The sequence below is a fragment of the Stenotrophomonas sp. WZN-1 genome (assembly GCF_002192255.1).
Lineage (GTDB): Bacteria > Pseudomonadota > Gammaproteobacteria > Xanthomonadales > Xanthomonadaceae > Stenotrophomonas.
Genome location: NZ_CP021768.1, coordinates 4261054 through 4283234, shown reverse-complemented (window position 1 = coordinate 4283234; position 22181 = coordinate 4261054). Strand labels below are relative to the sequence as shown.

Sequence of the window (22181 nt, the reverse complement as noted above, 5' to 3'; positions counted from 1 at the left end):
AACCGATGTCCCACGTGCCCTACTGTCTTCCCAGCCGCGCCCACCTGCTGGGACTATGCTTGGGCACGGTCGGTGCACTGGGGGCGCCCCCGCTTCGTGCCGAGATCGCACAGGCACCGCTGACGGCGCAGATCGAAGTGCCAGGCAACCTCGTGCTGGTGCCGTCGGTGGAATTCCCGACGCTCATCAGCGCAGCCAACTTGGGGGACTATTCCACGTCGGCCAGCTACGAAGGTTACTTCGACAACGCTAAGTGCTACCGCTATGTGTACGCGGCCAGTGAGCCGCAACGTCACTTCGAGCCGGTCGGCCTGCGGCAGGGCTCCTGCAAGGGCAAGGCCTGGGATGGGCGCTACCTCAACTGGGTCGCAACCCAGACTATCGACCCTTTCCGCAAGGCCCTGACCGGCGGTTATCGCGTGCGTGATACACCGCAGGAAACGTGGTTGGAAAAGGCCGATTTCTCCGTACAGAACCGCGCCGCCAACTTTGCCACGCGGCGTATACCGGCAGGCAACGCAGCCGATGCGGCGCTGGTGGCCGCCTCCACGCCTGCATCCTGGAACGCCATCTATGCGCGTGTCTACGGCCTGGGAGCACGCATGTACTTCGCTGGCAGCCGGGATGCCGCCATCGACGCGGCCAAGGTAACCGGCGCAAGCACGCCCTACAACCCGAACGACCCCGCACACCGGCTCGTGCCGGACCAGAATGGCCGGCCGGGCGACCAGAGTGTGATTTATGAGGTCAGCATGCGGGTAAAAGTCTGCGATGCCGCAGCAGGGCTGGAGACGAACTGCGTCGCTTATGCGTCCAGCGCAAAACCGGAAGGCCTGCTGCAACGCTACAGTGGCCGGCTGCGCTACTCAATCTTCGGCTATCTAAACAACGGTGGTCCCAACGCCTTCGACCAAGGGGGCTTCGAACCGGCGCCGGAAGGCGGCGTGCTGCGTGCGCGACAGAAATTCATCGGCCCTCTGGTGCCGGATCCTATTAAACCGCCCTCGATGAACGCTGCAGCGGAGTGGAACGCAGTTACCGGCGTTCAGATTGCCAATCCTAACCCCGCCGATGCCACAGCAACCGGCGGCGGGGTGAAGGATAGCGGTGTCATCAACTACCTCAATAAGTTCGGTCAAATGAAGACTGGCCGTACTCCCAAGTATTACGACAACGTGAGTGAGTTGTACTACGCCGCCACGCGCTACATGCGCGGGCTGGGCAATGTCGCCGAGTTCAGTGCGCTTTCCAGCAATACCACCACCCGTTACCGGCAGGCCGATGGCTTCCCGGTCATCAGCCGCTGGGAAGACCCCATCGCCTACCAGTGCCAGAGCAACACCCTGCTTGGCATTGGCGATACCAATACCTGGAAAGACAAGAACCTGCCGGGTGCGACCAGCAAGGTTGGCGAGGACCACCCAAAGCCGGCCACGGTGGCCGCGGACACCACCTATGACGTAGTGAAAGCCATGACCCAGATCTGGCGTATGGAAGGCTATTCGGCTGCAGAGGCCAGCAGACTGGCCACCGCCGCATCATTCTACCTGCCGGAGCAATACAACTCGGCCTATATCGCTGCGCTGGCGTATCTGGGTAATACCACCGACCTGCGCCCAGACACCGCGTCCAACGGCCTGCCAGGCAGGCAGACCATGCGCACCTATTGGGTGGATGTGGTTGAAAAGGGCGACTATAAGATCACCCAAAATCAGTACGTGCTGGCAGCAAAGTATGGTGGCTTCAACGTGCCGGACGGATTCAATCCCTTCGATCCGTCCGCAGCTAAGCTGGCCGATGCCAGTTGGTGGAACGGTGTCGATCTTGTCAACGGCGACAGGCGCGAGAAGCGCCCACGTACGTTCTTTGCCGCCTCCGATGCCACGCGGATGGTCGCCAGCTTAGAAAATGCTTTCCAGATGATTGCTCAGCCCAGGCCGGGCGCGGGCTCGGCGCTGGCCAGCAATGGCGGCGCGCTGGATGTCGACGGCCGCATCTTCACTGCATCCTACCGTACCGGTAGCTGGACTGGCGATCTGGCGGCCTATGGTGTCGACGCTACAAGCGGTGCACCAAACACGGGAACTGCGCAATGGAGCGCTGCGGCGCGGCTGGACGCGCGCGACTGGAAGCGGCGCGCTCTGTACACCGCAAGCGGGGGGCGACTGCTGCCACTGCGGTGGTCCAATCTGCCACCTGCCGCGCAGAACGTACTCGGTGATGGCAGTGTGCTTGACTATCTGTCGGGTGATCGCAGCAACGAGGGTCGGCAAGGGCTGCGCATTCGTGAAAGCTTGCTGGGCGATATTGTGAATTCCTCACCCGTGTATGCCGGCGCGCCCAATCCTCGTCTGTACGGCAATCGACGCTTCCAAGGCTCGGACCGCTATGCGGCGTTCGCTGCCGCGCAGGCCAGCCGCATCCCTACCGTGTATGTGAGTGCCAATGATGGGTTGCTGCATGCGTTCAATGCCGCCAACGGTGAGGAGATATTCGCCTTCATGCCGGCCACGGCCATCGGAGAGCCGCTGCGGGCGTACACCCGCGAAGGCTACACGCACCAGTACAACGTGGACGGCGAGTTGACCGTAGCCGACGCTTTTATCGGCGGTGCGTGGCGGACGGTGCTGGTTGGTACCTTGGGTCGAGGCGGTCGGGGTGTGTTCGCGCTGGATGTAACCAACCCGAGCAGCCCCAGTTTGCTCTGGGAACATGACGACCGCACCATCCCCGGCCTTGGTCGTGTGCTGGGCAAGCCGCTCGTGGCTCAGGTGGCCGATGGCGATTGGCGGGTGATGCTAGGCAATGGCGTAGAAGGCAGTACGGGCGGTTCGCAGCTGGTCAACATAGGGCTGGCGGGCGGACAGGTACAGAGCATTTCGCTGGACGATCAAGGCAAGGGAGCATCCGGTCCGCGCCCTTGGGATAGCGACCGCGATGGCTTTGCTGAAACGGCCTACGTGGGAGATCTTGGGGGGGGCGTATTCCGGGTGAGCTTGCACGCCGGTCGCGCGGAGAGGCTGTTTTCCGCACGTAGCGGAAGCGAAGCGCAGCCCATCACCGCCGCGCCGCTAGTGGGACGCAACCCGGATACCGCCGAAACATGGGTGTTCGTCGGCACCGGCGCGCTTCTGGAAATGGCCGATCTGGGCGATACCCGTGTGCAATCTTGGTACGGCCTGCGCGACAAGGGGCATCCTATCAATGGGCGCTTAGGCTTGGTTGCCACCCGTATTACCGCAGAAAGTCCCAATGGTGGCCGCGTGGTCGACAAACAGGATGCGCCGGGTGAAGACGGTTGGGTGATGGACTTGGTATCACCAGCGGCCGGCGCGCAGGGCGAGCGCATGATCGTGCCCAGCCAGTTCCGAGGTCGAGTGCTCCTGGGAACTACCCGCATTCCCGATGCGAGCAATCCGTGCAACCCAACGGGTTCGGGCTACTACATGGCCTTGGACCCCTTTACTGGCGGACGCCTGGACGACAGCTTCTTCGATATGGACGGAAACGGCCACGTCGGCAACCCCGGCGATCTGCTGGATGAGAACGGCAGCCCGGTGCCCTCGTCGGGCTATCTAGTTGAGCAAGGGCCAAACGCGCCCGGCTTCCTTGGCGATTGGCTGGGCGGTACGGGGGAGGATGGCGGGCTGTTCGGTGTGATCACCAACCCGATCGGCAATCGCGTGCGCCGGGTCAGCTGGCGCGAGGTCCGCTTGGTCGACGACAAGGAGGAATGAGACGGTGCACCCGCAGAGCCGCGGCTTCAGCCTGCTGGAACTGATGATCACCTGCGCGGTGATCGCCATCCTAGCGTCCATCGCGTTGCCGTCCTACCGGCAGCACGTTATCAAGACCCATCGCGTGCGCGCGCAGGTGTGCATGGTCGATCAGGCCAATGTCCTTGAACGCCACTACACACGCGCACTGAGCTACCTGCAGGCACCAGCGGCAGCCTGCGTGGCCCAGTTGGACAGCTACCGCCTGCAGGTGCAGGCAACTGCTGGTGGCTATTTAGTCATCGCCGATCCAGCGACGGGCCAAGCCGATGGGGCCTGCGGCCAATTGACTCTGGACCAGGCTGGACGCACCTGGCCTACGCGGAGCGAATGCTGGTAGCTAGCAGCGCCGACCAAGCGTATTTCCATATCTGACAGGGGAGAGAACTAGCATGAGCATGACTACCTACCCTACAGCTACCCGCGTGGTGATTGCCGATGACCATGCCCTGCTGAGGGCTGGGCTCTCAGTTGTCACCAATGCCGGACAGGCCTTCCAAGTTGTTGGACACGCTGAAGGGCCAAGCAGTTTGGAAGCTCTGCTGGGCAGCCGCAGCTGTGACCTGCTGCTGCTTGATTTGCACATGCCGCAGGAAGAACTGCCGGACGGCCTGGCCATGTTGGCTCGTGTGCGCGCGCAGCATCCCATGCTTCGGATCATCGTGTTTACGGCTGACGACGATCCCGAACAGATTGACTTGGCGTTCGCCTGCGGCATCGACGGCTACGTGCACAAAACTTCGGGCTCTGCCGAGCTGCTTGATGCTATGCAGGGCGTGATGGCGGGCCGCCGCTATCTGTGCAAGGCCACGCGCCTGCGCCTAGCCGAACGTCTCCCACCGGGCGCATCGCCCCTGGACGTACTGACGGCCTGCGAAGCCGACGTGCTGCGGTTGCTACGAGAGGGTTTGACTCTGACGGGGATCGCGCAGCTGCGAAAGCGGACCGTGGCCACGGTTAGCCATCAGAAAATCAGCGCGATGCGCCGGCTTGGCATCAATGGCGATGCCGAGCTCTTCAGGCTGCTAGCAAAGTTGTAGTGTCAAAGATCGAGCGCGTGATGAAGTTCGCTGTTGAAGCGGTCATTCTCATCCTTGGCTGCCTCGAGGCACGCATGGACAATGAAGATCTTCTGGCCAGAGCGCAGCCCGATCTGGAAGTAGTGGCTGCGCGCGGTCGAGCGCACGCTCGATACGAATGCTACATCGCGCGAGGCGAACACGTATCCGCCTGCAGATAGCAGCGAGGGTGCGGGCCTGGGCGCTCCGCTGCATGGGCGTCTACCGGCGCGCTTCGCGTTCACAGTCACGCTGGTGCAGCTCTGCCAGCAGTGTGGCCTGCTGGGCGAAGATTTCCACCATGCTCTGTCGGCAGATCACGTATTCACTGCCGGCAACGGTGCGTATCGCGAACCAGCAGACGCTGCCTTCATCAACGATGGAGCCGATGGATTCCACCTCATCGGAACGGAAGATCCAGCCATCACACACAATCATGGCAACCCCTTGACCACAGAATGACGAACTTCATGGTCCTCAGAGCGCTTGCATCTTCTTCATCGAAACACCTTCGCGGCTGATCGATGCCAGCAGCAGGTCGCCACCGGCGACCGTGGCACCGGCCATCAAATTGCGGTAATGCACTTGGACGCGGGCAGCGCGCACCATCTCGTCTTCGTCAGTAGAACCCTTCCACTTCTGCAGAGGGTGGCCAGGGCTGGCCATGCTGCCTTCGGCCTTGGTGGACCGCGTTGGGGCACCATTGACCTTGGAAAACACCCGTGCAATCACGCTGCCGCTCTTCTCAGACCACCCCATTGCCACCAGATCGAACTGCTGTGTGGCAGCCGGTGAAGCGTCTGCGTTGGCCTCGCCGCACTGGGTATAGGTGCGCCAGTGAACATCCAGCAGGCGAGGCACGATGCCTTCGGCGCTGTCGATATCGAAGCGTGGGGCATTTGAAACCTTAAGCAGCTCGCAGTAGATGGTGAAGAAGAAGTCCTGGTGGCTGCGGCAGGCCAGCAGCATCTGTCCGTGCGGCAGCAGTAGTACGCGGGACATGCCTCGTAGTTCACCGCCAGCGCCCGGGACGCTTGAAAATGTGTCGACGGCGACCACGCCTTTGTCCTTCTGGACGACCACATTGATCACAGACATTGCGAGCCGCTTTTGTCACCAGGGTGGCGAATTATTGCAGCGTGAATGTGGGGCTGTATCTAATAGAACTTGCAAAATACAGTGGAATGAGAGGGCGAAGCGTTCTCATATCGGCATGCTCGGCGGGAGCCAAAGAGATGTAACCATTCAGAAATCCCAGCATGGCGCCCCTGTTAGCCAGTGGTGTGCGCTCATTTCTTAGCATCAGCTGGCGGCAATGCCTTGTGTACAAGGGTTCAGGCAGATTAAGGCCCCCTTAACTGTGTGGAAGGCGTCCAGAACTTTGCGAATTTTCAAATAGGAAGGTCGTTCGCCGGTTTCTAGCATTCCCCCTCGTCGGCCAACTGGCCCATTTCTGAAACGAGGCTAATCCATGCGAACCACTCTTTCCTGCGCGCGACGCGTGCTCTCTCTTTCCGTGGCGGTCGCCCTGAGCGCCCCGCTCGCTGCTGCTGCAGCCCCGCCCATTGTTGCTGATGGCACTGCGATCACGATCGGTAGCGACACCATTGATGGTGAGGCCGGCGCGTACCAAGGCCACGCCATGCAGGCGCTCAACGGCGGCTCCATCAACGCCTCAGGCATGACTCTTATCACCACCGGTGCCGAAGCACACGCTGCCTACGCCAGCGGCGCCGGCAGCGTTATCAATCTGGACAACAGCACCATCAGCACCAGCGGGTACGTTGGAGCGGGTTTGGTCGCCGCTGAGGGCGGGCAGATCAATGCTGAAGGCGTGCAGTTCACCTCCAGCGGCAACAATGGTCGTGGCATCGCGGCCAGCAACACCGGGAGCACCGTCAACTTCAACGGTGGCAGCATCACCACCAACGCAGCGCAGTTCGCTGACGGTGTTCGCGCCAGTAACGGTGGCACCGTCAACATCGGCCGTGATAGCGGCGGAAACGGCACAACCATCACTGTCGCCGGTGGCGCGTGGGGCGGCATCGTCGGCGGTGGTGACACTGGAAGTGGCACACTGAACATCGACGGCGCTACCGTGCGTGGCTTGAGCGGTCTTTTGGCCCAAGGCAGCAATGCTGCCCTCAACGTCACTGACAGCACCATCGAATCTCGTAACGTTGCGATCTACGCGGATGCAGGCAGCCAAGCGCACCTGCAGGGCGTGACCATCCGCTCGGGCCAAAATGGGCGCGATGATGGCGCCGGCATCAAGGTTCACAACGCTGCGCACGTAGATGTCGTTGACTCCTCGATCAGCACTGGAGGCAATCTGTCCCACGGCATCCAAGCCCAGACCGGCGGCACGGCCTTTGCCAGCAATACCGATATCACCACCACTGGCGATCATTCCAGCGGTGTCGTCGTGCTGTCGGCGCCGAGCCGCGTTGATCTGGTCGGTGGCAACATCGCCACCTCCGGCGTGGGTGGCTTCGGCCTGGAATCCAGCGCAGGCACGATCACCGCAGCCAACCTCAACATCTCGACCGCAGGCGTAGGTGCCATTGGCGCATATGCACATGGTGTTGATGCTCGCATCGAAATGAACAACAGCTCAATCCAGATCAATGGTGGTGCGGCGCATGGTGCAGCGGCGACTGGGGGTGCCACCTTGGTCATCACGGACTCCACCATCGCCTCCGATATGCACAACGGGGTGACCGGCCGCGATGCCGATACGCAGGTTGCGATCTCCGGTTCGGATGTTTCCACCTTGGGTGTCGACTCCAATTCCCTGCTGCTGACCGGAACCGCACATGCGGATGTACAGAATTCGCACTTGTCGACCCAAGGCGACCGCAGCCGCGGCGTGTGGGCCGCTGGCGGCAGCACAGCGTTCATCTCCAACTCGCTGATCGAGACCGCAGGAGACCGCACGCTGGATTCTACGGGCAACCTGTTCGGTGCCGCCGCCGTGGTCGCCTCCTCGGGCGGTCAGGTGCAGATCCAGTCATCGGACCTGTCCACCACCGGCTACTGGGCCGATGGTCTTGATGCCGAGGGCGATGGCTCTTCTTTGACTATGACCGGCGGCAGCATCCATACCACTGGTGAAAATTCCAAGGGTGCGGCTGCCTACAGTGGCAACAATCGCATCTCGCTGGATGGCGTGCGCGTGCGCACCGAGGGCAAGGGCGCCCAGGGCGCGGCAGCAGTAGGTATTGGCAGCGCGCTGACCATCGCTGGCTCTCAGGTCACCACGCTAGGCGATGCAGCGCATGGTCTGGAAGTGCGTAGTGGCGCACAGCTGACGGTGTCCGACACCAGTGTATCCACGCAGGGCATGGGTTCCAATGCCGCGCGCGCCAGCGACGGTGCCAGCATCGCGCTGTCTGGCAGTGCATTGCATGCCGATGCTGCATCGGCGCTGTTGCTCGACGGTAGCACCCTCACCGCCACTGATGGCACAACCATCGAAGGTAACGGTACCTTGGCGGAATTCGGCTCGGACGCTGCCAGCTCCCTGGTATTCGATCGCAATGTGGTTGCGCTGGGCGATGTCCGATTTGCCGAAGGTTCGAGCGATGTGGATGGTAATGGCGCGCTGGATCGCACTTCCTCGCTGTTGTTGGACAACAACAGCTACTGGAAGGGCGCCACCGATGCCATTGGCGATTTGTCGCTGGCCAATGGCAGCCGCTGGGACGTAACCAGCGACTCGCGGGTTGGCATGCTCAACCTGGTCGGCTCCAGCGTGGTCTTCGACCATACCGATGGCCAGTACAAGACCCTGACCGTAGACGGCGATTTCCACGCCGACAACGGCCTGCTGGCGATGAACACCGCGCTTGGCGACGACGCCTCGCCGACCGATCTACTGCACGTCAAGGGCGATACCTCGGGCAATGCGCAGATCGCGGTCAACAACATCGGCGGCAGCGGCGCGCAGACCGAGGACGGCATCAAGCTGGTGCAGGTCGATGGCGTGTCGGCAGGCGAGTACGCGCTGGCCGGCCGCGCCGTGGGCGGTGCCTACGAGTACTTCCTGTACGAGGGCGGCCACAGCAACCCGAATGACGGTGACTGGTATCTGCGTTCAGAACTGTCTTCGGTGGATCCGGAGGTGGATCCGTGCGATGGCAACGACTGCACCATCGATCCGCCGGTGAAGCCCGTGCCTGTCTTCCGGCCGGAAGCGGGTGCCTACCTGGCCAACCAAGCTTCGGCCGTGGCTATGTTCAGTATGGATTTGCACGAGCGTGTGGGCGAACCGAACCTGGCCCAGCGCCAGCGTGGCGATGGCGACCTGGGTGCTGCCTGGGCCCGTGTCATTACCGAGCAGCCGCGCTACAGTGTCAACGACCAGCTTGTGGGGCATGGCCGTCAGAACGTGGTGCAGATCGGCAGCGACGTGACCTCCTGGGGTAAGCAGGATCGCGGGGTGTTCGGCGTCATGGCCGCCAGCGGCCAAGCCACTAACCGCGTTACTTCTTCCCTGACCGGCTACGGGGCTGGAGGTCGCGTCGATGGCCGTGCGCTCGGCGTCTACACCACCTGGATCCAGGATGCCGAGGACGATGACGGCCTGTACATCGACGGCTGGCTGCAGGCGGCGCAGTTTAAGAACCGAGTTCAGGGTGACGCATTGACCCCCGAGCACTACCGGTCGCGCAGCCTATCGGCGTCAGTGGAAGCGGGCTACGCTCTGCGTTTGCACCAGAACGAGAGCAGCGCGCTGTATCTGGAGCCGCAGGTGCAGGCCATCTGGACTGACTATCGCATGGACGGTGACCAGCACCAGGAAGTGAACGGCACGGTGGTGAAGGCTGCCGAGGCCGGTGGCCTGCAGACCCGTGTCGGTGCCCGCCTGTACGGCCATTCGACTGCCCCCATTGGCAACCGCGTGCAGCCTTTCGTGGGCGTCAACTGGATCCGCAACGGCAATGATGCCAACGCGGTCTGGCTGGGCGAGCAGCGCTTGCAGGGCATTGTGCCGAAGAACGTATATGAGGCCAAGGCCGGTGCGCAGCTTCAGCTGTCGCGGAACCTGACCGGCTGGGGTGAATTGAACGTCCAGCAGGGCGACTACGGCTTCCGCAGCGTAGGTGGGCAGCTGGGCGTGAAATACGCTTGGTAATAGCGGCAGGCAACATGGCCTGAAGGCAGTGGCCCGCTTTCCGTAAGGAGGGCGGGCCGTTGCTGTTGAAAATCAGACCATTCTCATAGCCGGCATGGGCGTTTCCTCGCAATACTTGCTGCAGCTATCCGTTTCGGCCCGCCGGCCTTTGTCTTGCATGCCTCGTTGGGCTTTGGTCGGCGGGCCATTTGTGTTCAAAACCCCGAGGCTGTGCGCTGCGGCGGCTCAGCGCTCCATCTTGCGCAGGTCATCACTACACGATCCGGGATGGTTATCGCGGGAAGGGGGTATGTTTGCTTCTGGCCGAGAGCAGACAGGTGTCAATGCGAGAACACTGCAACGGCATTCCGCAGTGTGAGACTGGATCTAGCTCAGTGCCCGAGCTCTCTCAGTGGATTTTCCAGCGTCAAGGTCAGCAGGTTCTGTTTGATCCTGCCGCTGCTGGTACCCGACCTTCAGGGCGCTTTGCGGTGGCATGGGGATGACCGGTGCGCGGGTACCCCGGGAGGCGGAGGCCGAACTTGGTCACTGCCCTTTCGAGCGCCCACACCAGCGTTGGAATGCCGAGCGTGGCTTAGTCCTAACCACCCGAGCTGGGCGCTGCTTCTGGCATCTGGCCAGACCTTAGCCGCACCATTAGGCTCACAGTTCGACATTCAGATAAAAAGGGTGCAGCGTTTGGCTTTCGCCCTCAAGGGCCATTCATTCGGAGAGCGCAGGTGAGCAGAACAAGTATCTCCCACCCACTGCAGATTGCCAGCTTGCCTGTTGGAGTGCGCGGCGGTGGGATTGGCGTCACCTTTGCACCGGGAAAACATCAAGACGTCGCAATGACCGGGTCTTGGGCTAGGGACTTGGACATTGATCTCGCGTCGATCATCGCTTGGGGAGCACAGCATTTGGTCACGTTGATTGAGCCATGGGAGTTTGAAGAACTGCGAATCACCTCTTTGGCGCAATGTGCCAGAACTCACGGTTTGATATGGCACGGCCTGCCGATCACGGATGGTGCTGCTCCTGATTCACGACTGCTAGAGCCTTGGCGATCCTTAGGACCACACCTTGCAGCCGAGCTCTTGTCTGGGAGCAGGGTTGTGGTGCACTGCAAGGGTGGGCTGGGTCGGGCAGGAACCGTGGCGTCGATGCTTCTCATTGACACAGGCTGTGCTTCGGACGGCATCGATGCAATTGCCAAGGTACGGTCAGTGCGACCTGGTGCGGTGGAGACTGCGGAGCAGGAGGAATTCATCCTGAATTGGGCCGCTCGCAGGACCCTAAGTCCCCGGTAGCTGCAATGCCCCGCTGACCTACCCTCCATTGCCTTTGGCTCACGTATAAGAAGACGGCATCCCGCAGTTGGCCTGTAGATGAGCCAGCCGCAGGGGACGCTGTGCTGAGTACTTTTTGGTCGCGGTCGATACCCTAGCAAAGGATGCTCTCTCCGGCAGAGCGTCCCCTTGGGCGAAGCTCCTACTGATACCCCAGCACAACCCTATTCTTGCGACGCGAGGCTCGACTCAATTCTTTCTGCGTGTCTACGAACTGGCCCTGCAGGTCATCTATCGCGCGGACTTTCGCATGGAGCATCTCATGCGGGAGCTTGTGTTGGTGATCGACCAGCTATGGCCCAATTACGAATGTGGCGCTCTCGCGGCTAGCCCGCACAAGGGGCTACTGCGTACCCAGCTGGCCTTAGGTGGTTGGTCGCCTCAGAACGAGCAATTTATGGCAACGGCCTGCGTCAATAGCGACGGTAGCAGGCCTACTGAAATCTAGGAGCTAGTCGGGGGCCGCGTCCCCGGGAAAACCGCTAGAAGGCAAGTCAAGCAGAAGATGTCCTGGCCGCCGCTCGAGCTCAGGCCATCTGGTTGAATGATCGAGCCGGTCGAAAGGTCGCCGGCGGCCGGCTTCTCTCGGCCCTGCTGCGCCAACACCAGGCGACTATCCAGGACCTAGGTGCCTCCCTCAAGGCCCAGCTTACGGGACGCGGAGGGTACGCTCGAGTTCGGAGATCACTACTTTGTTCTCGCAGCGCTAGTGACGCCAATTGGTCTGAGGCATGGCTGCCGCCATCGTCAGGTCCTTCCGCGAAAGGTTGCCGACTACTTCTAGCTGACTGAATTCTGAATGGAGGATTATCTACTGTCGACTAGCTATTCGTAAGCGATATCTCGACAGGAGCTATTCCAGCTAGTGTTTCGGTTGAACTTCTCTACGTCAGCAGCAAGTAAGCCAGGGTAGTGCCGGCCGCTGGCCGGCAACCCCATGAACCGGAGGCGGCATCGCGCCGCCCCCGGTACCCTGCCTCAGTAGGCGATCCAGGCGTCGCGCCAGGCGAAGCCGGTGCCCGGACGATAGGCATCGGCATTGATGTTGCACCAGGCGCCTTCCGGGAATGGGCGGCAGGCGTACAGCTTGCCGTCGGTGCCCTTCACCACGGTCTCGCCCGGCTTGTAGCTGCCGAGGCCGGCCGGGTAGACGAAGTCGAAGTCGCCGCCCGGCGGATCGACCGGATCGATCGGGCCCGGACCCGGCACCTGGGTTTCCAGCTGGAAGCGGTTGCCCGGCTTCAGGTACACGCGGTTGTCGGTGGCCGAGGCGACCGGCGTGATCACGCCGTTCTTCATCACGCCCACGCGGGCGTGCTGTGCGCTGGCGTTGACCTTGCGGGCCAGCGCCAGCGGCCACTGCGTCGGGCTGGTCTGGCCGGTCGCCAGCTTGGTTTCCAGACGCTCCAGGTCATTGCCGTTGGCGTTGAACACGCGCAGGGTCACGGTGCTGTCCACGTCCAGCGCGCCATTGGCGGTTACTGCGCCAGCGTCCTGCCACTGCGGCGGCGGAACCACGCCACCGCCACCTTCGAAGCGCACGTCCATGCAGGTGTAGAACGCTTCCTGCGAATCCGAGCGCTGCCAGGTGTTGTAGATGATGTGCTGGCCACTGCGCTTGGGCAGCGGGCAGTCCAGCTTGTAGACACCGCCTTCGGACAGCGGCACGTTGCCCAGGGTGCAGAATTCCTGCAGGTCGGCCCAGCGCAGCGGGCTGCCCGGCTGCCAGCCATCACGGGTGACGTAGAACTTCCACTCGCGGGTGGCGTGTGGCGCCGGTGCCCGGAATTCGAAGGTGTAGCGGCCGCGCGAATCGGCGCGGACCGGGGTGGTCGGCCAGTCGCTGCGGTTCAGATCGAGCCCGCGGTACTTGGGGATGCTGGCGCTGCACAGCTCGCCGTCACGCACCAGCTCGCGATGGTTGCCATTGGCGTTGCCATGGGCGATCGCGCTCCAGTCATAGAACGGCTGCGCGCCACCGATGGCCTTGGCCGCGGCACAGGCCGGGTTGGTCGGGTTCTCCGGATTGCCCTCGTGGCACTGCTTCACGCGGCTGAGCGGCTTGGTCATGGTGCCGTGGGCGAGGGCGCTGCCGGACAGGGCCAGGCCGGCAACGACGGACAGAGCGAGGACTGCCCGATGGGACAGGTGCATGCAGGAACTCCTTTGCGAAGTGTGGGAAACCTCGCGCAGTCTTCACATGCAGGCCCGCCGGCAACATCGGATAAGTTCGAATTCGATGGCGGTCGTGTTCGATCTGCAACACGGTGCTCACTGTGCCGCTTTCCAGGCAGAAGGCGGTGCACCCTGCACCGCCTCCCGCATCACCGCCTCAGTATGCGATCCACGCATCGCGCCAGGCCGCACCCACGCCCGGCCGGTACGCCTCGGCGTTGACGTTGCACCATGCACCTTCCGGGAACGGGCGGCAGGCGTACAGCTTGCCGTCGCTGCTCTTCACCACGGTCTGGCCCGGCACATAGCTGCCGATGCCCGCCGGGTACACGTGGTCGAAATCACCGCCCGGCGACGGCGTGCCCGGGTCGGGCACCTTGGTATCGAGCTGGAAGCGGTTGCCGTCCTTCAGGTACACGCGGTTGTCGGTGGCCGAGGCCGCCGGCGTGATCACGCCATTGGCAAGCACGCCCATGCGCGCGTGCTGGGCACTGGCATTGACCTTGCGGGCGAGCACCAACGGCCACTGCGCGGGCGCGGTCTGGCCACTGGCCAGGGTGGCTTCCACCCGTTCGACGTCATTGCCGTTGGCGTTGAACACGCGCAGTGCCAGCGTCGTGCCCACCGGGAGCTCAGCGCGTGCGGTGACCGGGCCGGCATCCTGCCATTGCGGTGCCGGTGCGGTTCCGCCGCCGCCCTGGAAGCGCACATCCATGCAGGTATAGAACGCCTCGGTCGAATCCGAGCGCTGCCAGGTGTTGTAGATCACATGCTGGCCGGTGCGCTGCGGCAACGTGCACTGCAGCTTGTAGGTGCCATCGGCCGAGAGCGGCGTATTGCCCAGCGTGCAGAACTCCTGCAGGTCGGCCCAGCGCAGTGGGCTGCCCGGCTGCCAGCCTTCGCGGGTGACGAAGAAGCGCCAGTCGCGCGTGGCGTGTGGTGCGGTCGCCTTGAACACGAAGGTGAACCTGCCATTGGCATCGGCCTGGATCGGCGTGGTCTGCCAGTCACTGCGGTTCACATCCAGCCCGCGGAAGGTCGGGTTGTTGCCGCTGCACAGCTTGCCGTCGGGCACCACGGCCTGATGGTTGCCATTGGCGTTGGCCTGGTTGATGCCGTTCCAGTCGTAGAACGCCTGCGAACCGCCAATCGCTTTTGCAGCGGCACAGGCCGGGTTGGTCGGGTTCTCGGGATTGCCTTGGAAGCAGGCATAGACACGGCTGACCGGCGCGGTCATGGTGCCGTGGGCGAACGCGCTGCCGGCCAGGCACAGGCCCGCAGCGGAGAACGAGGTAGCCAGCAGCAGCGGTGTGGATCGGAATGACATGGCGCATCCTTGTGGTCGTCGAAAGGGAGCGGTGACCGCAGGAGCTGCGCTGCGCGGCGGACTTCCGGCGGCACCACGGCGAGTATCGAGTCGCAGCGCAGGGGGCGGAACCACCGAAGCGCCGATCCGTGACTGTGGGTGTGAACCCCTTCCCGCAGGCTTCACGCAGGGCTGAACGGATGCGCTGGAGGTCACGTGACCGGCGTGGCATCGATCACGTCGTGGAGATCGCACTACATGGCCTCGGCACCCATCCGATCCGCCTGGCACGAGAAGCAGCCATGCGCCGCGTTGTGCAGCTGGACGAACGCCACCGACGGGTCGGCGAACAGTGCATCCAGGTGGTCGGCCACCCCGGTGCCGGCACAGACCTGGGCACCGCTCATCAGCGCGGCGTGGTCATAGGCACGCACCGAGATCATCCGGCGCTGCACATACGGGGGCACCTCGCCCGGCGGCAGGACGCAACGGGTCACGCCGCGCTGCACGAAGATCGGGCCGGCGGCGCGATACGGCGAGTGCAGCGGCAGGTGGGCGTGGGACAGCAGGAGCAGTTCACTACCAGGTGCGGGATCGCTCAGGCTGATCCGGCAGGGATGGCCGCCGCTGTCGCCCGCCCAGCGGCGTTGGATGCCGAGCGCGGCGAGCGCGCTGTCACTCATCTCGAACAGGTGCAGGAACGGGCGGTGGTCGATGCCGCTGAGGTACCACGCGTGCATGGGCGTCTCCTTGGGTTTTCCGCGGATTGTGCGCATGCGCCGGCCGCCGTGCTCGCCGTTTTCAGACCCCACACCGGCATCGGGCCGGAACACTGGCCCATGGGTTGCTGCTGGCCGCCGCCGATGCCGCCCTGTACCGGGCCAAGGCCGAGGGGCGGGACCGCCTGGTCTGTGCGCCGTCGGCGGCGGATTCGTCATTGCCCATCGCCGTCGGCGCGCTGCCCGTGTAAGTTGGGTCACATCTTCCGCGGCAGCCCGTCGTGGTCGACAGGAACGTCCTCCAGGGGAAATGAGCACGATGCAAAGACACCACCTCGCGCTGGCCGGGATGCTGGCCAGCCTGATGATTGCCGGGTGCAGCCAGCCGCCGCCGGCCGACGCCGGAAGTGCCAGTGATGCACCCAGCCGTCGTTTCGGCACGATCGACTTCCAGCCCTGCACGCTGTCCACCGAAGGCGCCAGTGCCAACGTGGAGGCGCAGTGCGCCACCCTGCAGGTACCGGAGGACCGGGCCCAGCCCGATGGCCGCCGGATCGGCCTGCGCATTGCCTGGCTGGAATCGGGCAGCAGCGGTGCCAGCCAACCCGACCCGGTGTTCTTCCTGGCCGGCGGCCCCGGCCAGGCGGCCAGCGAGGTGGCGGTCATCGTCGATACCGCACTGCGCCAGGTGCGCAAGCAGCGCGACGTGTTCCTGATCGACCAGCGCGGCACCGGCGGCTCCAACCCGCTCAGCTGCCTGGGCGCGGACGGCACGCCACTGCAGATGGACGAGGATGCCGCGCCCTCCGAGGCATCGCTGCGCGACTATGCCCAGCGCTGTGCGGCGTCGCTGCAGGGGCGTGCCGACGCGCGCTTCTACACCACCACCGAGGCCATCGCCGATCTGGATGCGGTGCGCGGTGCGCTCGGCGTGGATCAGGTCAACCTGGTCGGCGGCTCCTACGGCACCCGTGTGGCCCAGCGCTATGCCGGCGCCTATCCGCAGCACACCCGCAGCATCGTCATCGATGGCGTGGTGCCGAACGAGCTGGTGGTCGGTGGCGACTTCGCGACCACCTTCGAGGATGCGATCGCCCTGCAGTCGGCGCAGTGCCGCAAGGATGCCGCCTGCAGCAAGCGCTTCCCGACCGACACGCGCGCGCAGCTGCGCAGCGTGGTCGACACCCTGCGTCGTGCGCCGGTCTCGGTCGAGTATCGCGATCCGGGTACCAACGCACCGCGGCAGGATGTCCTGACGCCGGACAGCGTGGTCGGCCTGGCCTTCGCCTTCTCCTACGTCCCGCAGTATTCTTCGCTGCTGCCACTGGTGCTGGACGAGGCCGCACACGGTCGCTACGCACCGCTGGCATCGCTGGCGCGGGGCGCGAACCGCAGCATGGATTTCCAGATCAACCGCGGCATGCAATGGTCGGTGATCTGCAGCGAGGATGCGCCGCGCTACCACGCGCCGGCCGAGGACCCCGAGCGGCTGTTCGGCAACGACGTCGCCAGTGCCTTCTTCGCCGCCTGCCCGGTGTGGCCGCATCGTCCGGCGCCGGCAACCGATGCCGTGCCGCTGCGCAGCGACGTGCCGGCACTGCTGCTGTCCGGTGAGCTGGACCCGGTGACGCCGCCGCGCTATGCCGCGAAGGTGCTCAAGGGCCTGCCCAATGGCCGTGCGCTGGTCGCCCGTGGCCAGGGCCATGGCACGTTGACCGCCGGCTGCATGCCGCGCCTGCTCGGCCAGTTCATCGACAAGACCGATGCCAAGGCGCTGGATGCCGGCTGCCTGGACACGCTGAGCTACGTGCCGGCGTTCACCTCGTTCAACGGATGGGAACCATGATCGTCGCCGACAACCTGCACAAGGCCTTCGATACCCGCACGGGCCGCATTCAGGCGGTCGCCAACGTCGGCTTCCGCGCCGGGGATGGGAAGATCACCGGCCTGCTCGGCCCCAACGGTGCCGGCAAGACCACCACCATGCGCATGCTCTACACGCTGATGACGCCCGATCAGGGCAGCATCACCGTCGATGGCATCGATGCGGCGCGCAATCCGGTGGAGGTGCGTCGCCATCTCGGCGTGCTGCCTGATGCGCGCGGCGTCTACAAGCGCCTGACCGCGCGCGAGAACATCGCCTATTTCGGCGAGCTGCATGGCCTTTCGGCCGAGCGCATCCGCGAACGCATCGAGGTGCTGTCGCACGCGCTGGACATGGGCGACATCCTCGACCGGCAGACCGATGGCTTCTCGCAGGGCCAGCGCACCAAGACCGCGATTGCCCGCGCGCTGGTGCACGACCCGCGCAACGTCATCCTCGATGAACCGACCAACGGCCTGGATGTGATGACCACGCGCGCGCTGCGCCGCTTCCTGCTGGGCCTGCGCGAAGAGGGTCGCTGCGTGATCCTGTCCAGCCACATCATGCAGGAGGTGGGCGCGTTGTGTGACCACATCGTGATCATCGCCAAGGGCACGGTGATGGCGGCCGGAAGCGCCGACGAGCTGCGTGCACAGGCCGGAGAAGTCAACCTGGAAGATGCGTTCGTGAAACTGATCGGGAGCGAAGAGGGCCTGCACGCATGAGCATGATGTCGACCCTGATGACGGTGATGCGCAAGGAACTGCGTGACCTGTCGCGTGACCGCCGTACGCTGCTGCTGACCCTGCTGTTCGGGCCGCTGCTGTACCCGGTGCTGCTGCTGGGCATGGGCAAGCTGGCCGAGAGCCGGGTGCGCACCCAGATCGAAGAGCCGTTGCAGATCCCGACCATCGGCGCGGAGAACGCACCGAACCTGGTGCGCTTCCTCGCCGCACAGGGCCTCAATGCCGCACCGGCACCGAAGGACCTGGCCGAGGCCATCCGCACCCAGGACATCGATGTGGCGTTGCGTATCAGCGATGACTTCAGCAAGGACTGGGCCGATGGCAAGCCGGCACTGGTGGAGGTGATCAAGGACAGCACGCGGCGCGCGGCCGAAGTGCCCGGCGCCCGCCTGGAGGCGGCGCTGGCCACCTACAACGGCCAGGTCGGAGCACTGCGCCTGATGGCGCGCGGCATCGATGCACAGGTGGCACGCCCGCTGGACGTGGCGCGCCAGGACCTGGCCAGTGCCGAAGCCAAGCGCGGCATGATCCTGTCGATGCTGCTGCCGGTACTGCTGACGCTGACCTCGTTCATCGGTGGCGCCTACCTGGTGATGGACGCCACCGCTGGCGAGCGCGAACGGCAGTCGCTGGAACCACTGCTGGCCACGCCGGGCTCGCGCAGCGCGATCGTCAGCGGCAAGATCGCCGCCGCCTGCGTGGTCGGTTTCGTATCGCTGCTGCTGACCCTGGTCGCGTTCAAGGTGAGTGCGCAGATCGCGCCCGGCAACATCGGCCGCCAGTTCAACATGAACGTCGGATCGATGCTGCAGATGCTGCTGGTGATGTTGCCGATGCTGCTGATCGGCACCTCGCTGTTGACCTTCCTGTCGGCCGCTGCCAAGAGCATGAAGGAAGCGCAGAGCCACATGACCTGGCTGATGCTGTTGCCGATGCTGCCCGGCTATGCACTGGTGGCCTATCCGCTGAAGAGCGAGATGTGGCAGTACGCCGTGCCGTTCCTGTCGCAGAACCAGATGCTGCTGAAGGTGATCCGCCACGAGACCATCACCCCAACGGTCTGGGCGATCTACTTGGGCGCCAGCCTGGGCCTGGCCGCGGTGCTGTGGTTCGCCGCCGTGCGTCGTTACCACAACGAGCGCCTGGCGATCTCCGGCTGACCGCCACTGGTAGCGCCGGGCCATGCCCGGCGGATTTGAAACGAGGCCCGGTCATTCCGGGCCTCGTTGTTTTCAGGATTGCGTCGCCTGCCAAGCGGCGAAGCGTTGGGCGATCACCGGTGCCAATCGATCAAAGTTTTCCCAGGTATCGGCGACGTGGTACAGCGAAGGGACCTCGGCCCCCAGCTGTTCCTCATAGTCTTCCAGATACTGGCTATTCTCGAGGTCGTAATACGCAGCAGTGAACGCGTTGGCGTCATCACTGATCAGGTCATCGACGAATTTGCCATCGCTGCATTGAAGCAGGAACAGGCCTGGCGTCGTACTACGTTCCCGCAGCGCCAGCAGGTCTTCTTCTGCGTCCTCGGCGAGCGCTTCGCTTGCCATGCCCTGTAACAGCAACCATGCCAGGTACATGCCGATGTGAGTGGCACCGGCCTCAGCCGGAAGATCCGAAGGGAAGTCACCCCCGGAATGCCAGCTGGCGTCGTCGTACTTCATTTCTTCTCCTCCTGAGTCTGGAAAACAGCCTGGGTCGCGAGTAGACAGCGGGAGCGTCGAATGCGTCAGCCGCTGGAATACCGCGCAGGCGTCACCCCCATCTCGCGCTTGAACACGGTAATGAAGGCACTGGGCGTGTCGTAGCCCATCGACAGCGCGACGCTGATCACCGGTTCGCCGGACAGCAGACGGGGCAGCGACAGCAGCACGCGCAGGCGCTGCCGCCACTGGCTCAGCGTCATGTGGGTTTCGGCCTGCCAACGACGGGCGAGGCTGCGGCTGGACAGGCCGCAGGTGGCTGCCCACGCCTCGACACTGCGGAGGTCATCCGGCGAACGTGCCAGCACCGCCGCGATCCGCCGCAGGCGGCGATCCCGCGGTTGTGGCAGGGCAAGCGGCAGCGGCGTGCTGGCGGTGATCTCATCGGCGATCACGCCGGCCAGGCGTATCTGCGCGGGATCCAGTGCCTGGTGTGGCCAACTCAGTGCGCGCGTCATCGCGGCCTGCAACAGCGCGTTGGGTTGGAAAATGCGCGGCACGACGGGCAGGTCCAGGCAGGCCTCGGCGCAGAAGTACAGGCTCCAGCCATCGAATCCCTCTGCCCCTACCAACGCGTGGGGCAGCGAGGGTGGGATCCAGGCGACGTGCCCCGCCGGCAGCAGCCACTGCAGATCGCCGACCTCGATCCGCAGCACGCCCTGGTGCGCGCCCAGCAGCTGGCCGCGGACGTGCTGGTGACGGGCCGTGCGTCGCGGGCGATGCAGTCGCAGCTGGGCCGCCAGCAGCACTGGCCCGTCGCTGGCGTTGGCCAGTGACGGGTCGATCAATGCAGTGGATGTCTGATCTGCCATATAAGATGGCAGTTATACGGCAGAATCGCTATTGCGAGGCGTGCACACTGGAGCTCCCCTCCAAGCGAGTACCTTGTGATGCAGCCGCAGGACATCCTTCCCGACCACCAGAACGACGTGCAGGTAAACGGCCTCACCGTGCGCAAGGGCAGCGTCGGCGCCTTCCTCGCCAGCGTCCGTGACTGGCAGGACCCCGCCAGCGATGGCGCCACCCGCGCCACTGCCGAAGCCGACCTGCGTGCGCTGCTGCCGGGCCTGCATGCGCTGGGCCTGTTCCAGGTGCTGGCCGCGCGCGATCCAGCACTGCAGCGCCTGATCGACAGCCTCTCCTGAAACGAACACGGCCCGGACATGCCGGGCCGTGTCGTCATTGCGGGGCGGAAACGACTTAATCCCCTCCGTCCCCTTTTTCGTGGTCAGGTGCCGCCGGGAGCGAATACCAGGGTGCGGCGGGTGGTGACCGGCGCGCTGACCGGCTCGAAGCGCCAGCGCTTGACCGCGTTCATGGCTTCGCGATCGAAGACGCGCGACGGCGTTGCGCGCAGCACGCGGGCGTTGATCACCGAACCGTCAGTGCCGACGGTGATTTCCACCAGCACTTCGCCGGAGGTGCCTGCACGCAGCGCCTCGGACGGATAGCGCGGCGCCGGCGTGCTGACCGGGCGCAGGTTGGGCGCCGCAGCGGCCGCCGGGGCCGCAGCCTGGCGTGCGGCGCTTGCCTGCTGGGCGGCAGCCTGCTGCTGCTTCTGCTCGGCTTCGCGGCGGGCCGCAGCCTGGCGCTCGGCTTCCTGGCGTTCGTTGTCGCGGCGGGCAGCATCCTGCTGGGCGGCGATCTGCTTGGCCGCGTCGGCTTCCTTGGCGCGCTGCTCGGCCAGGCGCTGCTGTTCGGTCTGCTGCTTGCTGCGGTCCTCGGCGTCCTTCTTCGCCTTCTCGGCTTCCGCTTCGGTGCGCTTGGCAGCGTTCTGCACGCCCTTGGCCAGGCCGTCCTTCAGGCGCGGCAGCGCCGGCGCGGACGCATCCACCTTCTCGATCAGCGCCACCAGGCGCTGCGCTTCGGTGTAGTCCTCGCGGCCCAGGTGCTGTTCGGCGGCGATCAGGGTGTAGGGCAGCAGGTCGGTCAGCGCGCTCTTCACCGAGGCGTCGTCCGGGGTCTTGTCGCGCAGGGCGAGGTAGTACTCGATGGCGTTGTCGCCGGCCGGCGCGTACATGCGGTTCTCGCGCAGGGCCTGGCTGGCCGACTCACGCAGCTGCTCGGTACCCATCGACTGCACCTTGGCGGCGACCACCGGTGCGGCCGGTGCAGCGGCGGTGGGTGCGGCGGCCGGGGCCGGTGCTGCGGATTCTTCCTTGCCCGAGCAGGCGGCCAGCGCCAGTGCCAAAGCAACCGGCAGCCACCGGCGCGCGGCGGTGATCGTTGAGACGTGCGACATCCTGCTCCCCTCTAGAAGACGACGTGACGTAAATCATTGATATGCATGGCCGGGACCTGCGGTCCGGGCGCGGCAGGGTGACGTTTCCCGACGCCACCGCCGGCAACGGCGAGGGTGCAATCTAGCATCC

18 protein-coding genes are annotated in these 22181 nt (G+C 64.4%); 9 read left to right on the top strand and 9 right to left on the bottom strand.

All coding sequences use genetic code 11. From position 1 onward, the window contains the following. Positions 1 to 5: 5 nt before the first annotated feature. Genes CCR98_RS19995 through CCR98_RS19985 form a run of 3 tightly spaced genes read left to right on the top strand, consistent with a single transcriptional unit; the run spans position 6 to position 4816 of the window. Positions 6 to 3737, top strand: a complete 3732-nt coding sequence (locus CCR98_RS19995; RefSeq protein ID WP_157721550.1) for a PilC/PilY family type IV pilus protein — start codon at positions 6 to 8, stop codon at positions 3735 to 3737. A 4-nt stretch (positions 3738 to 3741) separates the two neighbouring features. Further along, on the top strand, positions 3742 to 4116 hold the full coding sequence (locus CCR98_RS19990) for a type IV pilin protein (protein ID WP_232463058.1): 375 nt from the start codon (positions 3742 to 3744) through the stop codon (positions 4114 to 4116). Between the two features lie 52 nt (positions 4117 to 4168). Continuing rightward, a complete protein-coding gene (locus tag CCR98_RS19985) occupies positions 4169 to 4816 on the top strand; it encodes a response regulator transcription factor (protein ID WP_087923959.1) in 648 nt (215 codons plus the stop codon). A gap of 2 nt (positions 4817 to 4818) precedes the next feature. Here CCR98_RS19985 and CCR98_RS19980 read toward each other — a convergent pair whose 3' ends face one another. From CCR98_RS19980 to CCR98_RS19970, 3 genes are read right to left on the bottom strand one after another with little or no spacing between them, the layout of a single operon-like run. Next, positions 4819 to 4998 carry a hypothetical protein gene (locus tag CCR98_RS19980; RefSeq protein WP_087923958.1) on the bottom strand — a complete coding sequence of 60 codons (180 nt, stop codon included), beginning with the start codon at positions 4996 to 4998 and terminating at the stop codon, positions 4819 to 4821. A gap of 58 nt (positions 4999 to 5056) precedes the next feature. After that, entirely contained in the window at positions 5057 to 5272 is a 216-nt protein-coding gene (locus CCR98_RS19975; RefSeq protein ID WP_087923957.1) for a hypothetical protein, read from the bottom strand. Positions 5273 to 5311: 39 nt separating this feature from the next. Continuing rightward, positions 5312 to 5932 carry a hypothetical protein gene (locus CCR98_RS19970; RefSeq protein ID WP_157721549.1) on the bottom strand — a complete coding sequence of 207 codons (621 nt, stop codon included), beginning with the start codon at positions 5930 to 5932 and terminating at the stop codon, positions 5312 to 5314. 373 nt (positions 5933 to 6305) lie between these two features. Here CCR98_RS19970 and CCR98_RS19965 point away from each other — a divergent pair, with 373 nt between their 5' ends. Beyond that, on the top strand, positions 6306 to 9971 hold the full coding sequence (locus CCR98_RS19965; RefSeq protein WP_157721548.1) for an autotransporter outer membrane beta-barrel domain-containing protein: 3666 nt from the start codon (positions 6306 to 6308) through the stop codon (positions 9969 to 9971). Positions 9972 to 10801: 830 nt separating this feature from the next. Beyond that, on the top strand, positions 10802 to 11260 hold the full coding sequence (locus CCR98_RS19960; protein WP_232463130.1) for a protein-tyrosine phosphatase family protein: 459 nt from the start codon (positions 10802 to 10804) through the stop codon (positions 11258 to 11260). 1017 nt (positions 11261 to 12277) lie between these two features. Here CCR98_RS19960 and CCR98_RS19950 read toward each other — a convergent pair. From CCR98_RS19950 to CCR98_RS19940, 3 genes are all read right to left on the bottom strand, one after another. Then, a complete protein-coding gene (locus CCR98_RS19950) occupies positions 12278 to 13453 on the bottom strand; it encodes a lytic polysaccharide monooxygenase (RefSeq protein ID WP_087923953.1) in 1176 nt (391 codons plus the stop codon). A 178-nt stretch (positions 13454 to 13631) separates the two neighbouring features. Next, the gene (locus CCR98_RS19945) at positions 13632 to 14801 is read right to left on the bottom strand and encodes a lytic polysaccharide monooxygenase (protein ID WP_087923952.1); all 1170 of its coding nucleotides are present in this window, start codon (positions 14799 to 14801) and stop codon (positions 13632 to 13634) included. Positions 14802 to 15034: 233 nt separating this feature from the next. Continuing rightward, complete coding sequence (locus tag CCR98_RS19940) at positions 15035 to 15520, bottom strand: DUF1203 domain-containing protein (protein ID WP_087923951.1); 486 nt, start codon at positions 15518 to 15520, stop codon at positions 15035 to 15037. Between the two features lie 298 nt (positions 15521 to 15818). Here CCR98_RS19940 and CCR98_RS19930 point away from each other — a divergent pair, with 298 nt between their 5' ends. The 3 genes from CCR98_RS19930 to CCR98_RS19920 are packed head-to-tail and all read left to right on the top strand — an operon-like array spanning position 15819 to position 19269. Further along, positions 15819 to 17345 carry an alpha/beta fold hydrolase gene (locus tag CCR98_RS19930; protein WP_087924250.1) on the top strand — a complete coding sequence of 509 codons (1527 nt, stop codon included), beginning with the start codon at positions 15819 to 15821 and terminating at the stop codon, positions 17343 to 17345. Next, positions 17342 to 18088 carry an ATP-binding cassette domain-containing protein gene (locus CCR98_RS19925; RefSeq protein ID WP_087923950.1) on the top strand — a complete coding sequence of 249 codons (747 nt, stop codon included), beginning with the start codon at positions 17342 to 17344 and terminating at the stop codon, positions 18086 to 18088. The genes CCR98_RS19930 and CCR98_RS19925 overlap by 4 nt, the downstream gene beginning before the upstream one ends. Further along, the gene (locus CCR98_RS19920) at positions 18085 to 19269 is read left to right on the top strand and encodes an ABC transporter permease (protein WP_087923949.1); all 1185 of its coding nucleotides are present in this window, start codon (positions 18085 to 18087) and stop codon (positions 19267 to 19269) included. Before CCR98_RS19925 ends, CCR98_RS19920 begins: the two co-directional genes overlap by 4 nt. Before the next feature lie 72 nt (positions 19270 to 19341). Here CCR98_RS19920 and CCR98_RS19915 read toward each other — a convergent pair whose 3' ends face one another. Both CCR98_RS19915 and CCR98_RS19910 read right to left on the bottom strand, forming a co-directional pair. Then, positions 19342 to 19770 carry a hypothetical protein gene (locus CCR98_RS19915; protein WP_087923948.1) on the bottom strand — a complete coding sequence of 143 codons (429 nt, stop codon included), beginning with the start codon at positions 19768 to 19770 and terminating at the stop codon, positions 19342 to 19344. A 65-nt stretch (positions 19771 to 19835) separates the two neighbouring features. Next, complete coding sequence (locus CCR98_RS19910) at positions 19836 to 20621, bottom strand: helix-turn-helix transcriptional regulator (RefSeq protein ID WP_087923947.1); 786 nt, start codon at positions 20619 to 20621, stop codon at positions 19836 to 19838. A 78-nt stretch (positions 20622 to 20699) separates the two neighbouring features. Here CCR98_RS19910 and CCR98_RS19905 point away from each other — a divergent pair, with 78 nt between their 5' ends. Further along, complete coding sequence (locus CCR98_RS19905) at positions 20700 to 20954, top strand: hypothetical protein (RefSeq protein WP_087923946.1); 255 nt, start codon at positions 20700 to 20702, stop codon at positions 20952 to 20954. A gap of 83 nt (positions 20955 to 21037) precedes the next feature. On the opposite strand, the gene CCR98_RS19900 is transcribed toward CCR98_RS19905, so the two are convergent. Next, a complete protein-coding gene (locus CCR98_RS19900) occupies positions 21038 to 22051 on the bottom strand; it encodes an energy transducer TonB (RefSeq protein WP_049442832.1) in 1014 nt (337 codons plus the stop codon). Between the last annotated feature and the right edge of the window lie 130 nt (positions 22052 to 22181).